The organism is Corynebacterium kefirresidentii (genome assembly GCF_016599755.1).
In the GTDB taxonomy this organism is placed as follows: Bacteria; Actinomycetota; Actinomycetes; order Mycobacteriales; family Mycobacteriaceae; genus Corynebacterium; species Corynebacterium kefirresidentii.
The window spans coordinates 300,060-317,323 of the sequence record NZ_CP067012.1; the positions used below are offsets into that span (position 1 = coordinate 300,060).

A 17,264-nucleotide genomic window follows, 5' to 3' on the forward strand; every position below is an offset into this window, starting at 1 on the left:
AGGGTTGTAGGGGTAGGTTTGCTTAGCTTTCCGACGCCGCCGAGCCCGCAACGTCCGCAGCCTCCTCCGCCTCACCGACCGTGATCCGGCCACTCATGAGGAGAGGAAGGAGTTCGTCGCGGGTGCGGGCGAGGACTTGATTTTCCAATTCAGCAGCGATGATGCGGCTTTCAAGGGTATTCAGCAGCGTGTGCAGTTCATCGAACTGAGGATTGAACACGTCGGGAACTGTGCACTCATTGATTTGTTGCTTCGTGATAGTCGAGAACACGGAACCGTATGATTTGGACTTCAGTTCGGCAACAACGTCCGATAATGCGAGTCGTAATGCTGGTCCATAACCTTCAGGCGGAACGAAACCGTATGCAGATTGATTGAAAGACGTCGGCTTAGTTGTGGAAACAATACGTCCGACGGTGCCGCGCGCGGACATCAATATAGCCCCTGTTGGTAGCGGTGAAAATCGTCGAGTCTGAATTGCATCGTCGCTGATCTTTTCTGCAGTGTCGACCAGATGAGAGTGAGGAGCTTTCGTCATGTCGGCGACGGATGCCCAGAGGTTGGTTCCTTCCCAAAGTGCTTCATCGGAGCGCTTTGGTGTACCGCCCAAAACCGGTGAGGTGATCTCAGAAAGATCGATGCTAGGAACGCCGACTAAGGCTTTTAGCCAATGTGCGCGTTGGAGTTCGAGTGTGCAGTCTACGATTCTATTGTTCGCGTTGATTTTGTCGTCGAGGGATTTTAAGGCATTCGCCGTGTGAATCTGTTTTTCCAGCGTCGGTATTTTGAGTGCAATGTTCTTGATAGTCCGAACGCTAAGGTTTTGCTGTGCTGCCCCATTTGAGAGGTTGATGATTGACTGGCGATTTTGCAGCAACCAGTAGAACAGATATTGACTATGTAGTGATACTTCGTCGGCAACCATCGCACAACATGCCTGGTTCGTAGTCATCGGGGTACCAAGAATTCCGAGCTTTCCAACGGTGGCTCCGTACATCGCGATGACGACAGCTCCCGAGGGGATAAGCTTGCAGGAAGTCTCAGCTAATGCAGATTCTGAAATATGTTCTTCGGTTGCACCTATTAAAGCGTCGTTGAGTTCTTTGGTTTTTAGCCAGGGGATGTCACCGATGAAATACTCTGGTTTCTTGCGAGAAGGAGTCGCGCCAGATGTGATTTGGGAACAGCCGTCAGCGATTTGAATCGTTTGCATTACTTCAACCTCCCCAGCTGTTCCCGCACAACCTCGTCCAGGCGGGCGGCGTCGTCAAGCGCGGCGGTGAGCTCGTTGGTGAGGCGAGCGATCTTCTCGTCGATGGGCTCGTCGTCTTCCTCGGCTTCGGCGAAGCCAACGTAGCGGCCGGGGGTCATGGCGAAGTCGGCATCGCGGATGTCGTCGAGGGAGGCGGACTTGCAGAAGCCGGCGATGTCTTCGTAGGCCTCGTCCTTCGGTGCGGAGGTGCGGCCGCGCCACAGGCGGAAGGTGTCGGCGATCTTCTGGATGTCCTCGTCGCTGAAGGTACGCTCCGTGCGGTCAATCATGTGGCCGAGCTCGCGGGCATCGATGAAGAGCACCTGGTTGGTGCGGTCGATGGTGCCCTTGGAACCGGCCTTCTTGTCCTTGGCGAAGAACCAGACGCAGACCGGAATCTGCGTGCCGCGGAAGAGCTGTGCAGGAAGAGCGATGACGCAGGAGACGATGTCGTCTTCCACCATGGCCTTGCGGATATCGCCTTCACCGGAGGAGTTCGACGTCATCGTGCCGTTGGCCATGACGACGCCGGCCTCACCCTGAGAGGTGAGCTTGGAAATGATGTGCTGCATCCACGCGAAGTTTGCGTTGCGCTTGGGCGGGACGCCGTACTTCCAGCGGGTGTCCTCCTCGTTTCGCGACCAATCCTTGATGTTGAACGGTGGGTTGGCCATGACATAGTCCATCTTTTTATCCGGATGAATGTCGCGGGCGAAGGTGTCGGCCCAACGCTCACCCAAGCCAGCAGAGCTAATAGCGTGGATGGCCAGGTTCATCTTGGCCATGCGCCACGTGCGCTCGTTGAGCTCCTGACCGTAGATGGCCAGAGCAGTGCGGTCCTTCTCTGTGGTCTCGAGGAACTTCTCTGCCTGAACGAACATGCCGCCCGAGCCGCAGCAAGGGTCATAGACACGACCCTGGGTCGGCTCCAGGATTTCTACGAGGGTACGTACGACAGGGCGGGGAGTGTAGAACTCACCGCCACGCTTTCCTTCAGCACGGGCGAACTTCTCTAAGAAGTATTCATAGACCTCACCCAGCAAATCGCGGGCGCGCTCGGGCCCCTCCGCGGTAAAGCGTGTGGTGCTGAATAAGTCGATGAGTTCGCCCAAACGACGCTGGTCAACGCTATCCGAGGCGAAGTTCGTGGGCAGGGTACCTAACAGCGACTCATTGTCCAGCATGAGCTGCTTCATAGCGTTATCGATGAGCTTGCCAATGGACTGGTACTCCTGGCCGGCGTCGGCCGACTTGCCCTTCGAGTTGTCACGCAGGAAGGTCCAACGAGCGATGGGGTCGACCCAGAAAACGTTCTTCTCACGGTAAGCGTCGATATCCTCCAGGTCTTCCTGGATGTACTCTTCGCTATCCCCGCGCTCCTCGCCTTCAGCACGCAGCTCCGCGCGCCGGGCATCGAAGGCATCAGTGACGTATTTGAGGAACACCAGTCCCAAGACGATGTCCTTGTACTGGGATGCGTCCATGGAACCGCGCAGCTTGTCTGCTGCCTTCCATAAAGTGTCCTTGAGCTCTTTGAGAGTGGTGGCGGAGGCAGACTCTACGTTCTGCACATCCTTGACTGAGTTAGTCATTTTTCTCCTTACATATAACGGTGTTTGTGCGTTTGAATGTTGAACTCTGTTATTAGCCTGGCGGGGATTGTGCACGAGATTCAGCGATGGTGACAGCACCGGTACCTATCGAAATAGTGAGGTTGTGCCGTAGAACATCGATGCTCCTTAGCTGCTCAACCAACTGGCGACGCCGTGCGCCGAGCTGTTGCTCGACTGTGCTGAGGTCTTCCGCATTCTTGCGAGGCAATACGGGGAAGTACACCGATGCCAACTCGGAGGAGACAGCTTCGTTAATAGCCTTCTCTACGAGGTAGGGAAGGCAGACCTGTTCCAAGGGACTGTGGCTGCGTCCACGGAAGGTGCGGCATCGTAGTGCTTGAGCCGGTGCAGTGACTAGCTTGCCGCCTTCCTCATCGATGAGCGCGCGTGGTCTTGGGTTCTTGATGAAGACCACGTCCCCTGGTTCTGTGAGGGTGCCGCGCGGTGCAATGTCTTCCAGCCGGAGACGATCGATGCAACGTGCGCCCTGTGGAATGCTCCCCAGAATTTCGGGTTCACCGATGAGTTCCAGTTTTGCTACTGCTTCAGGGGCGAGATCATGTTCGGCAATGCGGGATCCGCTGAGTTTCTGCAGTACCCCAGTGCGAGCGTTGGTCGCGGCCTTCCACGGTAGGTACTCAAGGCGCGTTGCCCCCGATTCAGCGCGCATACCAATCTTTGGCTGCGCGTCCTCCAACCCTGCTGAACTGATGTCTAATCCTGCTTGATGCGCGGTATGCATGAGATCGGCGGCGGAGGACGTCGACGTAGAAGAAAAGACCGAGTCATCGAGAGAATGAGTACGACTGCGCCAGGCATCAGCGGCGCGAAGAATACGACCGCGGACAAAGGCGTGCTTGCGTGCTTCATCCGGTGTGGTGAGCATGGTTGCCCAGTCTGAGACGAGACCGGGTCTCTTAAGGTCCGGCACGTCAGCGATAACCACAGCAGCATCGGCAGGGTTGCCTATGGCCTCGCGATTAGGGCGCTTGAGAATCCATAGTGCGCCCTGCTGCTGTCCGCGGTCCGGAAAAATACCTCGGGGCAGCCGTGCGCTGTAACGCAGCGGTGCAATTGCGCCGGTTTCGGTCGGTGCGAGGAACCGCCGTCGGACGACCTGCGCTAAAGAGTCCTCGATAAGCATGTCTGCGGTGGAAATGCAGAACATTGCGCCGCGCTCGTCTAAGTTGTCGAGCAAGTCCTGGAGGTGCTCGAAGTATTCGGGCGCAGTCTTTGGAGGGGAAGGAACAGCGTGGACGAGGAGAGAATTCGCTGGGATCTCCTCGCTAGCGTCGATGAATTCCACGTTTCGGCACGCTAGTTCGGCCCAATAGAGAGAGTCTGGTGCGCAGTCTTTTCGATATCCGATGCTGAGCACCAGTGTCTCTTCGAGTTCCCGGGTGAGTCCAGTGACGAAACCTAGGCTGTATTCATCAGTAGGGATGATAGGTGGAGTTGGGTTCTCTAGCGTGAGGGCTTCCGATACTGCTTGCATAGCGCGGGAAGTAAATCGGGAAGAGAGTGTGACCTGGCGCTGAGCACTGAGGTTATCTGCAAGACGGGCGAGCGCGGCCGCGGGCCCGAAAGCTGCCTCGGCTACCTGCTCTGCTGCTTTTGCGATATCAGCTTCAGGGGCATCAGAAGGAATGTTGTCTGCTGCGCGCTGGTACGCCGCGGTAAGAGAGTCGATTACTGCAGCAGAGGGCGAAAAATCCTGAGGGGAGAGAGCCGTGTTGCAGTTCAAAAGGCCCAAGGCCGCGCGTGCCGGATTGCGGAGCAGCATTCGGTAGAGCGAAGAATAGAAGAGGGCATCTTTAACGGCTGTGTCGCGGCGGCCGAGCTTGGTTTCTCGCAGCCAGTCTTGAATTTCGGTGATGGCGTAGTAGGGGTGGCCATCATGTTCTCCGTAAGGGGAGGGGAAGGGCACGTTGGATTCTGAGTTAAAGCGCTGAATCCACTCGTTGACCGCGGGGCGCGTAACGCCGGTCAGCCGGGCGACATCGGCGAGTGTCAGTGTTGCGGTCACTTGAGGCCTCCTTTCATGGGGTAGTGATGGGGAATAAGGGCGAGCGGTCATTGCTGATTGCTCTGTCCACTACGTTAAAGGAACTCGAGTGAAGTAAACAGCTTTTAGTATGGTAATCGTCCTGAAGGGGGCTTAAGGCTGGTTAATTAATACTAAAAAGTGTTGCCCGAGAGTGGTTTGGGTTTCGTGGGGATCGGGCTTCAAAAGCGCATGACTTGCTGACGTGTTCGGTCAGATCCGGTGCTAAAGCGGGGGATTGATGTGCACTTTGTGGCCGATTTCCTGCTTGTAAACGTGTTGGCTCGGGCTGTCTGTCGATGTCGACATGTGCATGGTTATCGCCTCAGCGCTGAGCATGTTCGACATCAAGCTCGCGCCCTTCTGGAACGAGGGCAAGGCTATTGAGCAGGAGCGTGGCCACTAAGCGCTATGCTTGATCACCTCTGAGGAAAGGAGGTGACGGTATGGCTGACCGCCGCATGTGGAAAATGTCGCCAGAGCGGCTGCAGGAGCACTTGAAATTGCGTAGCCGCGCATCGCGCATTCCCGATAAAAAGAAGGAACAGTCCAAGAAGGCCTGCCGGAACACCCGGCGGGCCTTTCCGCTTTCTTGGTGCAGAAAACTATTGGGTTATTCCCAACCGTTTGACTTAACCCAACGTTAACTATTAAAGTTAACGACAGGTTAACAGTTAGCAAACGGGACAATAATCCGAGAAAGGGGATAACAATGAACCAGTTTGAAACCCTGCGCCAGGATCTGCACGAGAACTACGGCCACGAGTACACGGCCGTGGAAATCGATGCCAAGCTCGATGAGGTTATTGCCAAGCACACCAAGAAGGCGGAGCTCGATGAATTCGTGCCGCTTTTGGTGGAGCGTGAGGTGCGCGATTACTTCGGTGCTCACCGCCTGCACGTACGTTTTGCCGCCGGTACCAATAATGCGCTGGCCCAAGCCGCAGCGGAACTGACCCGCAAGCATGCCGGCGAAGCCCTCTTTGTAGATACCGCCGTTGCTCACCCAGAAAACGAAGCGGAAGGCCACCTTGCCCACGTCATGAACGAGCGCGGCATGGGCGAGGCCCCGAATAAGTACCTCGACGAGGTGCGCACGGTAGCGATGCCGGATTACATCGTGTTCTTGGGCCGCGAGGTAGAACGCGATGAGGCGGGCAAGGACATCAAGATTTGGGATATTCCTGCCGCGGATACCGTGGAGGAGGCGCGCGAATTGGCTGATGACCTCGAAGCCCGCGTACTCTACATGCTCAATAAGCTGGGCATCGATCCGGTAACCGAGCCGGTCAACGCCTAGAAGCGATACGGGTTGGGCAGCTGGGAGGAGACGTTATTATTGGCCACCCAGAAGCCTGCAAACCTATAGGGCATGTAGTGCGTGCCCATGCCGGGGCGCCATTCCGGCGTGCCCAGGAGTGGGGGAGTTTTGCGGTCGCGCTGCGGATATAGCCTTTCTGGCAGCGCGCCCACCATGGGGTGGTAGTCCTCGAGGACGCGAGCGAAGGCGGAGTCGAAGTCTTCTCGCGACAGATCCTGTGACAGGTCATTAATGCGCTGCGTTATCTGGCGCAAGCTGGCGTTGTCGGGCTGGCGAGAGAGGGCCGCTTGGGCGTCGCCAAGCAGCCATTGCACCTCGCCCGCGCGCACCGCAGTATCGCCGGCGCAGAAATTTTCTAGGGAATCTATCTGTGCTGCGGCCGTATTGATCTGCTTAAGCGCTTTGTATGCCTCCTTGATGGAGACGGCGTGCAGGGAATAGTCCTGGATGTTTTCCAGCGCCTTCAGTGTTGGCCGCGCATCGGTGTACTGATTGACCAGAGAGCGCCACTGTACCTTCAGGTAGTCGCCCGCCAAGGGGGAATGCAGGGCGTCAATCCGTGCCTCCGTGCGCTTGATGAGTTCCTCAGCCCCGTCGCGAGCGCCCTTAATATAATCGAAGCGCTTGCGCACTCGGGCGCGGCGGATGAACAAGTAGGTAATGAGGCCGACCGCGCCCAGAACCACGAGCATCACAGTGGCTGCGATGAACACGGACCACGTGGGCGCCTCCTGCGCAGATTGCCGGCGCACGGTCGGATCCGCGACGGCGCGCGTGGCCAAGATCATGCCGACGGTATAGTCATCGTCCTCCAGCGCCGGCCGCATCTGATCCAGGATGCCGTCCACGCGGCCGGCGTCATAAATCTTGATGTCTCGGCACACTTGGGCGCCACAGCGCACGGCCATGCTATTGGGTTCAAAGCCCACGGCGATAACGAGTACATTCTTCTGCAGCTCACCGTTGCCGATGAATTGTGGGTGCTCGCGCGCCAAGTCATGCAACAGGGTGCGGGAAAAATCCTCGCCCGAATTCGGATACGTGGCGTAGACAACCTCGTGCACGGAATCTGGAAGGTGCATGGACTGCGCTTGTGATTTCACGGCCTCTTCGTCCGAAGAGCTTAGAATCTGGGCGTGGTCCAAAAAATCCACCGCGGGCTTGTCCTCCGCGAGGGCGGCGGGTGCGCTAGCTGCAGCAAAAAGACCTACTACTGCCGCGCAAGGAACCCATCTCATGATGTTCCATCTTACGGGCTCCGCGTGTAAACCGTAGTACTTATGCAAAAGCAACTACGCTAAATCGCTGACTACTGTTTATACCGTTTGGAGAATCGAAGTTATCGTGACTGCCAACAACACCCAGGCCCATGAGCCCCTGCAGCGCATTCTGCTGCCTAAGCGCGGCGAGCCCTTTGATGTGCGGATGCTCTACCTCATCGAGGCCGAGCAAAACCGCGAACGCCTCAGCTGGTTTAACCGCACGTCCGTAACCATCCCGGCCGGCGAGGAAGCCTCTTTTGAAACCTACTTCAACGCCTTCCCGGCCTCCTATTGGCGCCGCTGGTCCCAGCTGCGCTCCGTTATCCTCAGCCTGGACATTGAGGGCCAGGCAAATATTTCCCTCTACCGCTCCAAGCAGGATGGCCAGCGCATTTCCGTGGCCAACCACCTGGTAAGCACCGGCCACCATGAGTTCGAGCTGCCACTCAAAAACTTCGAAGACGGCGGCTGGCTGTGGTTCGATATCACCGCCGAGCAGGACACCACGCTTGCCGACGCCGCCTGGTGCTCCCCCCACGCCCCCGGCCCGCAGGTGCTGCCGGACGGCACCGAGCAGCCGGCCCAAGACAAGCGCGTGGCGGTAGGCATTCCCACTTTCAACCGCCCGACCGATGCCGTAGCAGCCCTTAAGGCATTGGCCGAGGACCCAGTAGTCGATGAGATCATCGACTTCGTCCTCATGCCGGACCAAGGCAACCAGCACCCTGCCGATGAGCCAGGCTATGACGAGGCAGTCGCTCACTTTGGTGAGCGCTTCCGCGAGTTCCGCCAGGGCAACCTAGGCGGCTCCGGTGGCTACTCCCGCATTATGTACGAGGCGCTGGAAAATACCGATTCGCCCTTCATCCTTTATATGGACGATGACATCGCCATCGAACCGGATTCCGTGCTGCGCGCGGTGCAAGCGGCCCGTTACGCTGCCAAGCCGATTATCGTCGGTGGCCAAATGCTTAACCTGCAGGAGCGCTCCCAGCTGCGCACTACCGGCGAGCGCGTCAACCGTGCCGATTTCATGTGGGGTGCGGCACCGCACGCCGTCTACGACCACGACTTTGCCAAGTACCCGCTGCGCGCCATCGGTACCCGCGAAACTCACCTAGATCCCAAGAAGTACGATTCCCGCGCGCTGCACCGCCGCGTTGACGTGGAGTACAACGGCTGGTGGATGTGCCTCTTCCCGCGCATTGTGGCAGAAACCAACGGCCAGCCGCTGCCGCTCTTTATCAAGTGGGACGATACCGAGTATTCCCTGCGCGCGGCGCGCAATGGCTTCCCCACGGTGACCTGGCCAGGTGCCGCCATCTGGCACATGGCTTGGGCCGATAAGGATGATGCCATTGACTGGCAGGCCTATTTCCACCTGCGCAACCGCCTCATCGTTGCCGCGATGTACCACGAGGGACCGGCCAAGGGCATTACCAAGTCCATCTTCAAGTCCACCCTCAAGCACACCATGTGCATGGAATACTCCACCATGGCCATCCAGATTGAAGCTATGCGCGACTTCCTAGCGGGGCCGGACCATCTCTTTGACATCCTGGAGTCCTCGCTGCCGCGCATCGCGGAAATCCGCAAGAACTATTCCGATGCTGTCATTTTGGAATCCGCAGATGAGCTGCCCTCTCCCACCGGCGCGCCGGGTGTGCCTACGCGCAATATCGGCGGCCGCCTAGCCAAGATTAAGAAGATCCCGTGGGCCATCAAGGGCCTCAAGCACCTCGTGAGCAAGGAAGACGCTGCGCACCACGAGGCGCCTCAGCTTAACCTCACTCCGGACGAGGCCCGGTGGTTTACCCTTTCCCGCGTGGACTCTGCCACCGTCTCTACCGCAGGTGGCACCGGTGTGGCCTTCCGTAAGCGCGACCGCGACTTGGCCAAAGACCTCGTATCGCAGACCCGCGAGCTACTGAAGGAGATCGAGGAAAACTTCGATGACCTGCGCACTGAATACCGTGCGGCGCAGCCGGAGCTGACCTCGCGCGAGTCCTGGAAGAAGGTCTTTGATGCCCAATAAACTTTCCGTAGCAGAATCGCGCGTCCTCGAATCCATCCAGGGTGCGGCCTTTGACGTGCCCGGCGTGCTTCCCACCGCCCGCGGGCTGAGCTACTGGGGCGAGCATGCCCTGGGCTGGATGGGCAGCGCTGCGGTAGGGGCGGGCGTCGACAAGCGCCGCCGCGAGGGCTGGATCCGGGTGGGCGCTGCTGCTTTTCTCGCGCACGCCGCTAGCGTGGTGCTCAAGCGCATCGTGCGCCGCAAGCGCCCCGATTATCCGTACGTGCGCGTGGGGGTAAAGACTCCCTCCAAGCTATCTTTTCCCAGTTCGCACGCGACCTCGACTACTGCATTCCTGGTGGCGGCGAGCCGCCTTACCGGCTGCAAGGCGCCGCTTCTCGGCGTGCCAGTCATGATGGCATCGCGTATGGTCCTCGGAGTGCACTACCCAACAGATACGGCAGTGGGTGCGGCCATCGGCGCTGCTACCGCAGAGGTCGTGATGAAAGGAATGAAGCATGAGTGATGATGGAAACCAGCACTTTTTCCATTCGGAACCGCACACCTCTGGCGTAGATACCGGCCGCAAGCGCAAGCCGCCGAAGAATCTTGTCGATGGCATGATTAAGGCCCTGCGTCCCAAGCAGTGGGTCAAAAACGTCCTCGTGCTGGCGGCCCCCGCCGCGGCCGGCGCCGATGCCCTATTTCACGGCCGCGTGCTTGTCGATGTCCTCTTGGCCTTCGTCGTCTTCTGCCTCGGCGCTTCCTCCATCTACTTGATCAATGATGCGAAGGACTGGCGCGAGGATCAGGAGCATCCGACCAAACGCTTCCGCCCGATTGCCTCCGGCGTGCTGCCCATCAAGCTCGCCTATGTCATGGCCGTGGTGCTCATCTGCTTGTCCATCGGGCTATCCTTCCTTGCTACCGCTGGCCCGCAGCTGGCAATTGTGATGGCGATTTATATCGCGTTGCAATTGGGCTATTGCTTCGGTTGGAAGCACATGCCGGTGATTGATATCGCCCTGGTTTCCTCCGGCTTCATGCTGCGCACCATGGCCGGTGGCGTGGCTGCAGGCATCGAGCTTTCGCAGTGGTTCCTGCTGGTGGCGGCCTTTGGCTCGCTATTTATGGCCTCAGGCAAGCGCTACTCGGAGATCCTTCTTGTGGAGCAAACCGGCGCGAAAATCCGCAAGTCCCTGGAAGGTTATACGCCTACCTACCTGCGCTTCGTGTGGACGCTAGCCGCCACCGCGGTGGTTATCTGCTACACCCTCTGGGGCTTCGAGCTTGCTAACGATGCCCAGACCGGTGGCGTGTGGTACCAAGTCTCCATGGTGCCGTTTACCATCGCCATCTTGCGCTATGCGGCCGATGTGGACCGCGGCCAGGGTGGCGCTCCGGATGAGATTGCACTGGAGGACCGCACTTTGCAGGTTCTCGCTTTGGCTTGGCTCGCTTGCATCGCCATGGCGGTGTATATCATGCCGTTGTTCTAGACACAGCTGAATCGATATAGAAATTTTCCTCGGGGCTGATAAACTTTCTTCCCGTGCTTAACACCGACCACAAGAGTATCGCCCGCTGGAGTACCCCGGCGGTCGTTCTTGTGATCGGTGTTTTATCTTTGTGGGGCGGTTTTGCGCGCCGCTGGATTTCCGATGACGGACTCATTGTCCTGCGAACCGTGCGCAACCTCGAAGCCGGAAATGGGCCCGTGTTCAATATGGGCGAACGCGTAGAGGCCAATACCTCCACGCTGTGGCAGTACCTCATTTTCCTGGTGCGCTGGGTGACCCACGCAAACCTAGAAGGCATCGCCATTTACTTGGGGCTCATCCTGGCGGTAGTAGCAATGGTGGTCGGTACGGGGGCGTCGGCAAGCATTCGCTCTGGCGCTGTTCTTCCGGCCGGTGCGCTGGTGTATCTGGCCCTTCCGCCGGCCAGGGACTTCTTCACCTCGGGACTGGAGTGGGGCCTCTGCATTTTCTATCTAGCTGTGCTCTGGTCGCTATTGCTGCGTTGGTCGCGGCCGGCCCGCCATTCCAATAGCAATAGCGACGCCTACTGGCTAGCTTTCTGGGCCGGATTGTCTTGGCTGGTGCGCCCAGAGCTCGCCCTGTACGGCGGTCTGGTGGGAATCATTCTCCTCGTGTCTCATCGATCGTGGAAAGTTATCGCTGTCGCGGTGCCGTTGCCGCTGGCTTATGAGGTCTTCCGCATGGGCTACTACGGCCTGCTGACCCCACACACGGCTGTGGCTAAGTCCGCGGCTGACTCCGAATGGGGCAAGGGGTTTACCTACCTGGCGGATTTTGCCGGCCCATACTGGCTCTTCCTGCCGCTTATCGTGCTCGCCGTGGCAGGTCTATGGAAGGCAAACCTGCGCCCCACCGCGGTGTGCTCTACTGCCACCGCTATTTATCTCTTTGAAGGCACTGCGCTCATTCACACGCTCTACGTGCTGCGCGTGGGTGGAGATTTCATGCATGGTCGCATGCTTTTGCTCCCACTTTTTGCGGCACTGCTTCCCATTTTTGTGGTGAGCGTTCGAGCATGGATAGCCTCCGTGTTCTGTGCGGTATGGGCGCTAGTTATCGTTCTGCGCGGACATCCGGTGGACCGCAGCATCTACGAGGGCGAGATCTCCATCGTGGATGAGCGCGATTTCTGGACCAACGCGACCCAGCGTGAGGATCCTCCCATGCGGGCCGAAGAATTCCTCGGCGCCAAGTTTATGGAGGACTACCAAGAGGGCATCGACGAGCTGGAGGCTGGCGACGCCATGACCTTCCGCTATATCAAGGGGGAAGATAGGTTCTCGTGGACGGCGGCCCCCGCAGATCCCTCGCGCACCGACCCACCGACCGTTTACCTGCTCAATTTGGGCCTTTCTTCCATGAATGCACCGCTGGATATTCGCGTGCTGGACAATATTGGACTCAGCAATCCTTTGGCGGCGCGCCAGCCACGCATCGTGGGTGGACGCATTGGGCACGACAAGAGCTTGGATATGTCATGGCAGGTGGCAGACTCTGCCGTCGATATTGACGAGGTTCCGGCGTGGATTGATAAGTACGAGGTTGCCAAGGCTCGCGCCGCTCTTGCCGACGCCGATTTTCAGAAACTCTTCGCCACCTACAGGGATCCTTTAACTTGGGACCGTTTCTGGAAAAATATTAAATTCTCCCTGACAGACGGGCGGACCCTAGCCTTCTCCTCGGATCCCTCGGACTACCTGCACTAATTCCTTCAAATGCAGACTTTAGGGCCAACCTAAGTTACACTAACCTGTGACATTGTTATCGATCCGTGACGTTAACGATATGCGGGGTTCGGACGATAAAGCTTAGTGACAATCACCGAGTAGTTTGGAGGAGAAAGATGACGGCTTCCATCAAGGGTCGCGTCCTTTCAGTCATCATGGCAGTTGCCGTAGCTTTGGGCCTAGCCGTCGTGGCGGGGTCCCAGCCGGCAGAAGCAGCCAACCGCGACTGGCTGCGCCGTGACGCCACTGGTACGTGCGAGTGGGACAAGGTTGCCTGGTGGGTCCAGCGCTGTGACGTGTGGTCCCAGGCCATGGGCCGCACCATCCCGGTACAGATTCAGCCCGCAAAGCGCGGCGGCAATGCTGCCCTCTATTTGCTTGATGGTCTCCGTGCCACCGATCGCACCAACGCGTGGGTAAACGACGTCAATGCTGCAAGGACCTACGAGCCGCACAACATTACCTTGGCTATGCCGGTTGGCGGTGCCGCTTCCTTCTATGCTGATTGGCAGGGGCCTGCGACCTACGATCTATCAAACCCCGTTAATTATAAATGGGAGACGTTTCTGACCAGCGAACTCCCAGGCTATCTGGAGCGAAACTTCGGCGTTGCACGTAACAATAACTCTATTGCGGGTTTGTCGATGGGCGCTGGTGCCGCGCTAACCCTGGCAGCGAAGCACCCGAATCAATTCCGGCAAGCGCTGTCTTTTTCCGGTTTCTTGACTACCACTGTTCCGGGGGCACAGACGTTCATGCGTCTGGCTATGTTGGATGCTGGTGGCTTCAATATCAATGCAATGTACGGATCGCTGTTTAATCCGAAGCGTTTCCAAAACGATCCGCTGTTGCTGATCCCTCAATTGCGTAACACTAATCTATATATTTCTTCGGCCTCTGGTATTCCTGGTCCTGGGGACAGCCATTATCTGCCAGAGCATCAAGCCGCTGGGGCAGCCTTAGAGGTCGGGTCTAACGTGACTACTCACGTGTGGGAAGGTGCTGCGCGGCTGCAAGGTCTAAATCCGACTGTAAGCTACCCAGCCCAAGGCCTGCACAACTGGGAACAATTTGGTTATCAGCTTAATCGCTCTAAACCTCAAGTTCTGAACGTGATGAACGCGTGGTAGCGCAGTAGTTCATTTACTAGAGTTGGTTGTTTGAACAGTGTCCTTATAACTAAAGGCCGACAGCTAGAGTTGAAGATCGCAGTACAATCATGGTCTCGCTATATTGAATTGGTATGAATCTGAATGGCCCTACGGGGGTCGTCTCTTGCCACATCTGATTGAGTGGACACGGGTGTGGTTCTACGCGACTAGTCCGATTTTATTTGCGGTCATAGCCATCAAATTGATGGAGCAGTGATAGCACCACGAGTTCCGCCGTTTCGCCTTGTAGCGTGCGTACCAGATAAAAATTTCCTGTGGGATACGAGATGTTTTGAGGAGAACTTGGCTTAAGGGTCAAAATGTGTGTCTGGCTCGGCGTGTCGCTGGGATTGGATTTGGCCTTTTTGGATGCCGATTGAGTGGGTGTACTCGGTGTCGATACCGTTGTCGTAGAGGGCTGGTCGTCCTGTTTCGTGGTCGGCTTGGTTCGCGGTGTGGGTCAGGATGGATACTTTGGCGAGTTGGTCCTGGCCCCAGTGGGACTGCTTGGCGATGCGTAGTGGCTCGTCGGGTAGTTCTGCTTTTAGATAGAGCCACCACTCGAGCATTCGGCGTTGGCGTTCTCCGCGTCGTCCGCGGTTTGTTCTCGCTAGTAATTTCAACTGGGGGTTGATTCCGCCTTCGAGACTATTGGTGGTGGCTTATATTCGTGAGTATCAACGACTCCTTCAGGCGGGGTGAGGTAGACAAGCAGCAGGTCGCTACGCCAGGCTGTTGTAGGCCTTGCGCACGTTTGCATGGGCCAACGTATGCGTTCAATGGACTGTTTGGGGTCTTTGACGAGGGTCTTTTCCTCTAACCAGGTGCGGTAGACCGAGGCGAATCCATTCAGTTGTGCGCCCCATTGGCTGGCTTGGTCGATAGTGGTAATGCGTGTGAGTTTGGGTGCCAGTTGGTAGATGGGGCACCCAGCATCAGTACGTGGACGTGAGGTGGTATAGCGGCGTACCACACGCTGAGCATGCACCAGGCAGCGTTGGATGACAGTGGTAGGCCAGCACTGTTTGATGGCGCTAGCAGCTCCTTGCTCGCCGTCAATGACGGCGATTGAAGGCGCTGATATTCGTTCCAATAACTGTGTGTAGGCATGGGTGGTTTCGCGCTTGCACCAGTGGCAGGCAATGACGTGGTCTAGGGTGCCGGCCACGATTAAACATCTGTTGGCGGTGTAGGTGCCGTCGATAAAGACTTGGTCATAGATCCGCCCGGTATGACCGACGATGAGGTCGAGAACATCTACAAGCCAGCACCAGCTAAAGCGTCGTTTCGTTGTTGAAGCACTGACACCATTTTGTGTAGCCAAAGCTTCCAGTGAGGTTGTGGAGATGCGATGTTCGATGAACTGGCTCAATGCGGCAGCTTTGGTGACATCTGGTCGGCTTTTATTGACTGAAACTCCGCAGGCCTTACACCGCCTTCGGGTAGTTCCTTTGCATTTGGTATCGCCGCCGCAGTGGCAACGTGGTCGATCCTTTGGCATTGGGCCACCAGACCACCGCCTATTACCACGGGTTGGCTACCACATCGTGGATTTCGCATCTGAAGCTCAGATATACGCCCGCGAAGCATATATCCTGCGAAACCCTACAGGTCAGAATCTAAAATTACCTGACCTTGGACATGCATTGTGACCCTCAACCCCCGTTTTATTCGAACAGCGTAAAGAGAGCGTCAAGGGAATTTTGGTATCAGCGGTAAAGCGCACTAGCAGTCAGTTAGCGCCTGTAGGTGCCATTCCGGTGCATTGAACGAAAAACGGCCCTACTAAGGAGCAGTGCACCGCCAAAGCGATATTCCAATGTGTCAACTCGAATGCATGCTTACAAACTAGACACGCCTTCTGCTCAAAAGACGGAGGAATGTCCGAACGCTGGTCAAGCATTTATGGTTTGCATGTAGTGGAATCCGCGCAAATATAGTGCTCCAGTGCGTGGAGATTTAGCAAGTAATGGGGAGACATGGGATACAGCGCAGAAAGGGATTTCTAAAAAAGTTACAAGCTATACAGAATATCCCTGAGGAACTTTGAGATGACGTGTAACATTTTAACGAAAGCTGTCAAACTATAAATAGTGCCACTGTGGTACTTTCAAAGATTGGCCAGTCAATTTTAACCTTGAGAAGAGGACCAATGAAGATACGAAAAATTTGCGGTGTAATAGTCGCGCTCGCCATCGGGGTATCAGGGGTGCCAATTGCACAGGCAGCCCCTTCTTTACCATCGTTACCTCAACAAGCGCCGACGCTTCCCCCGTTGCCGCAAATGCCACCGCTTCCCCCGTTGCCGCAAATGCCACCGCTTCCAGCGGCACCAATAAACCTCCAACCAAAGCCTCAAGTGAACCAAAACGTTCGGGAAACCTATCTGAGCTTTGGCGATTCCGTAGCGGCCAACCCTACAGCACTAGACGTGGCGGTATACAAGACTAAAAAGAACGTCCCGAATCTTGAGTGGCCAACCATTCGCAATGGCTCCTGCGCACAGGATCCTAACAACTTTGCAGTTCAGGCTGCGAAGCGTACTGGCCTGCGCCTAGAGGACTATTCTTGTCCGGGAGCGACTGCATACGTCGAACCGCACGGAAATGATGCAATCCCACATGACACAGTTCGTCAGCAGGTTGAGCGAGCAATAGCGGATCGTAAGCTCGATGCGAATACGCGGCTGGTGACTATCAGTGCTGGAGTTAACGACACTTACCAGCCAAATAACTTGCCATCAATGACTACACAGCCCCAACGAATGGCTCGTTACGATGCGGCAATGACAGGTGCTATTAACCGTGTGAAAAGCGTCGCCCCCAACGCAAAAGTAATTCTTCTGGGAATCCCAGATGAAACAGATGGGCACAATCATACGTGTGGCTCCAATCTTCTAGGGGTTACCAGTCACTGGTATTTCCCACTTGTGGCCTATTACCAAGATGAAGTGCGAGAACAGCAACGATTGGCCGCTCTGCATACGGGAAGTGAGTTTCTGGATATGGTCGCCGAGATTTCCGTTCAAAGTGGCAAGAATGGGTGCTCTAATGATCCTGGACGTTATGGTGCCTCGATCTTTGACGATTCACCGCATAAGTTGGCCGGGCATCTCACTGATGCCGGGCACGGATATTATGGTAGGCGTATTGCCGAAACTTATCGCTAAGGCATCCAAATGGGTCAACAGGCAGGTGATGGAAATAGCCACTAATTCCTGTCTATGACTTTTACTAGAAGAGACGGCAATTTCGTCATTGACACAGAAAGAACGACGATATGACTCCTGAGTTTGTATTCACACTGGTCCAGAACTATCCGCTCACGACGCCGCTGGTT

12 protein-coding genes and 1 pseudogene are annotated in these 17,264 nt (G+C 56.7%); 8 read left to right on the plus strand and 5 right to left on the minus strand.

Annotated elements, in window-relative coordinates:
• Nucleotides 1–22: 22 nt before the first annotated feature.
• The 3 genes from I6I12_RS01740 to I6I12_RS01750 are packed head-to-tail and all read right to left on the minus strand — an operon-like array spanning nucleotide 23 to nucleotide 4,891.
• Nucleotides 23–1,213, minus strand: coding sequence for a restriction endonuclease subunit S (locus I6I12_RS01740; RefSeq protein WP_200288539.1), 1,191 nt, complete (start codon nucleotides 1,211–1,213; stop codon nucleotides 23–25).
• On the minus strand, nucleotides 1,213–2,844 hold the full coding sequence (locus I6I12_RS01745; RefSeq protein ID WP_200288540.1) for a class I SAM-dependent DNA methyltransferase: 1,632 nt from the start codon (nucleotides 2,842–2,844) through the stop codon (nucleotides 1,213–1,215). The genes I6I12_RS01740 and I6I12_RS01745 overlap by 1 nt, the downstream gene beginning before the upstream one ends.
• A 52-nt stretch (nucleotides 2,845–2,896) precedes the next feature.
• Nucleotides 2,897–4,891, minus strand: coding sequence for a helix-turn-helix transcriptional regulator (locus I6I12_RS01750; RefSeq protein WP_200288541.1), 1,995 nt, complete (start codon nucleotides 4,889–4,891; stop codon nucleotides 2,897–2,899).
• Between the two features lie 464 nt (nucleotides 4,892–5,355).
• Between I6I12_RS01750 and I6I12_RS01755 the strand changes: the two genes are divergently transcribed.
• Both I6I12_RS01755 and I6I12_RS01760 read left to right on the plus strand, forming a co-directional pair.
• Nucleotides 5,356–5,556: a DEAD/DEAH box helicase gene (locus I6I12_RS01755; RefSeq protein ID WP_200288542.1), complete on the plus strand. Its 201-nt coding sequence runs from the start codon at nucleotides 5,356–5,358 to the stop codon at nucleotides 5,554–5,556.
• A gap of 65 nt (nucleotides 5,557–5,621) precedes the next feature.
• Entirely contained in the window at nucleotides 5,622–6,209 is a 588-nt protein-coding gene (locus tag I6I12_RS01760) for a three-helix bundle dimerization domain-containing protein (RefSeq protein ID WP_200288543.1), read from the plus strand.
• Here the strand turns inward: I6I12_RS01760 and I6I12_RS01765 are convergent.
• The gene (locus tag I6I12_RS01765; RefSeq protein WP_200288544.1) at nucleotides 6,206–7,468 is read right to left on the minus strand and encodes a TPM domain-containing protein; all 1,263 of its coding nucleotides are present in this window, start codon (nucleotides 7,466–7,468) and stop codon (nucleotides 6,206–6,208) included. The two genes, I6I12_RS01760 and I6I12_RS01765, sit on opposite strands and share 4 nt — an antisense overlap.
• Nucleotides 7,469–7,574: 106 nt before the next feature.
• Between I6I12_RS01765 and I6I12_RS01770 the strand changes: the two genes are divergently transcribed.
• The 5 genes from I6I12_RS01770 (at nucleotide 7,575) to I6I12_RS01790 (ending at nucleotide 13,904) form a co-directional block, all read left to right on the plus strand.
• Nucleotides 7,575–9,527, plus strand: coding sequence for a glycosyltransferase (locus I6I12_RS01770; protein ID WP_200288545.1), 1,953 nt, complete (start codon nucleotides 7,575–7,577; stop codon nucleotides 9,525–9,527).
• A complete protein-coding gene (locus I6I12_RS01775; RefSeq protein ID WP_200288546.1) occupies nucleotides 9,517–10,032 on the plus strand; it encodes a phosphatase PAP2 family protein in 516 nt (171 codons plus the stop codon). Before I6I12_RS01770 ends, I6I12_RS01775 begins: the two co-directional genes overlap by 11 nt.
• Entirely contained in the window at nucleotides 10,025–11,005 is a 981-nt protein-coding gene (locus tag I6I12_RS01780; protein WP_023020079.1) for a decaprenyl-phosphate phosphoribosyltransferase, read from the plus strand. The genes I6I12_RS01775 and I6I12_RS01780 overlap by 8 nt, the downstream gene beginning before the upstream one ends.
• A gap of 53 nt (nucleotides 11,006–11,058) precedes the next feature.
• On the plus strand, nucleotides 11,059–12,753 hold the full coding sequence (locus tag I6I12_RS01785; RefSeq protein ID WP_200288547.1) for an arabinofuranosyltransferase AftB family protein: 1,695 nt from the start codon (nucleotides 11,059–11,061) through the stop codon (nucleotides 12,751–12,753).
• A gap of 137 nt (nucleotides 12,754–12,890) precedes the next feature.
• Nucleotides 12,891–13,904: an alpha/beta hydrolase gene (locus I6I12_RS01790; RefSeq protein ID WP_023020077.1), complete on the plus strand. Its 1,014-nt coding sequence runs from the start codon at nucleotides 12,891–12,893 to the stop codon at nucleotides 13,902–13,904.
• 329 nt (nucleotides 13,905–14,233) lie between these two features.
• On the opposite strand, the pseudogene I6I12_RS01795 reads toward I6I12_RS01790, so the two are convergent.
• A pseudogene (locus I6I12_RS01795) lies at nucleotides 14,234–15,426 on the minus strand (IS1249 family transposase).
• Between the two features lie 600 nt (nucleotides 15,427–16,026).
• On the opposite strand from I6I12_RS01795, the gene I6I12_RS01800 reads away from it, so the two are divergent.
• A complete protein-coding gene (locus tag I6I12_RS01800; RefSeq protein WP_200288548.1) occupies nucleotides 16,027–17,094 on the plus strand; it encodes a GDSL-type esterase/lipase family protein in 1,068 nt (355 codons plus the stop codon).
• The last annotated feature ends 170 nt before the right edge of the window (nucleotides 17,095–17,264 follow it).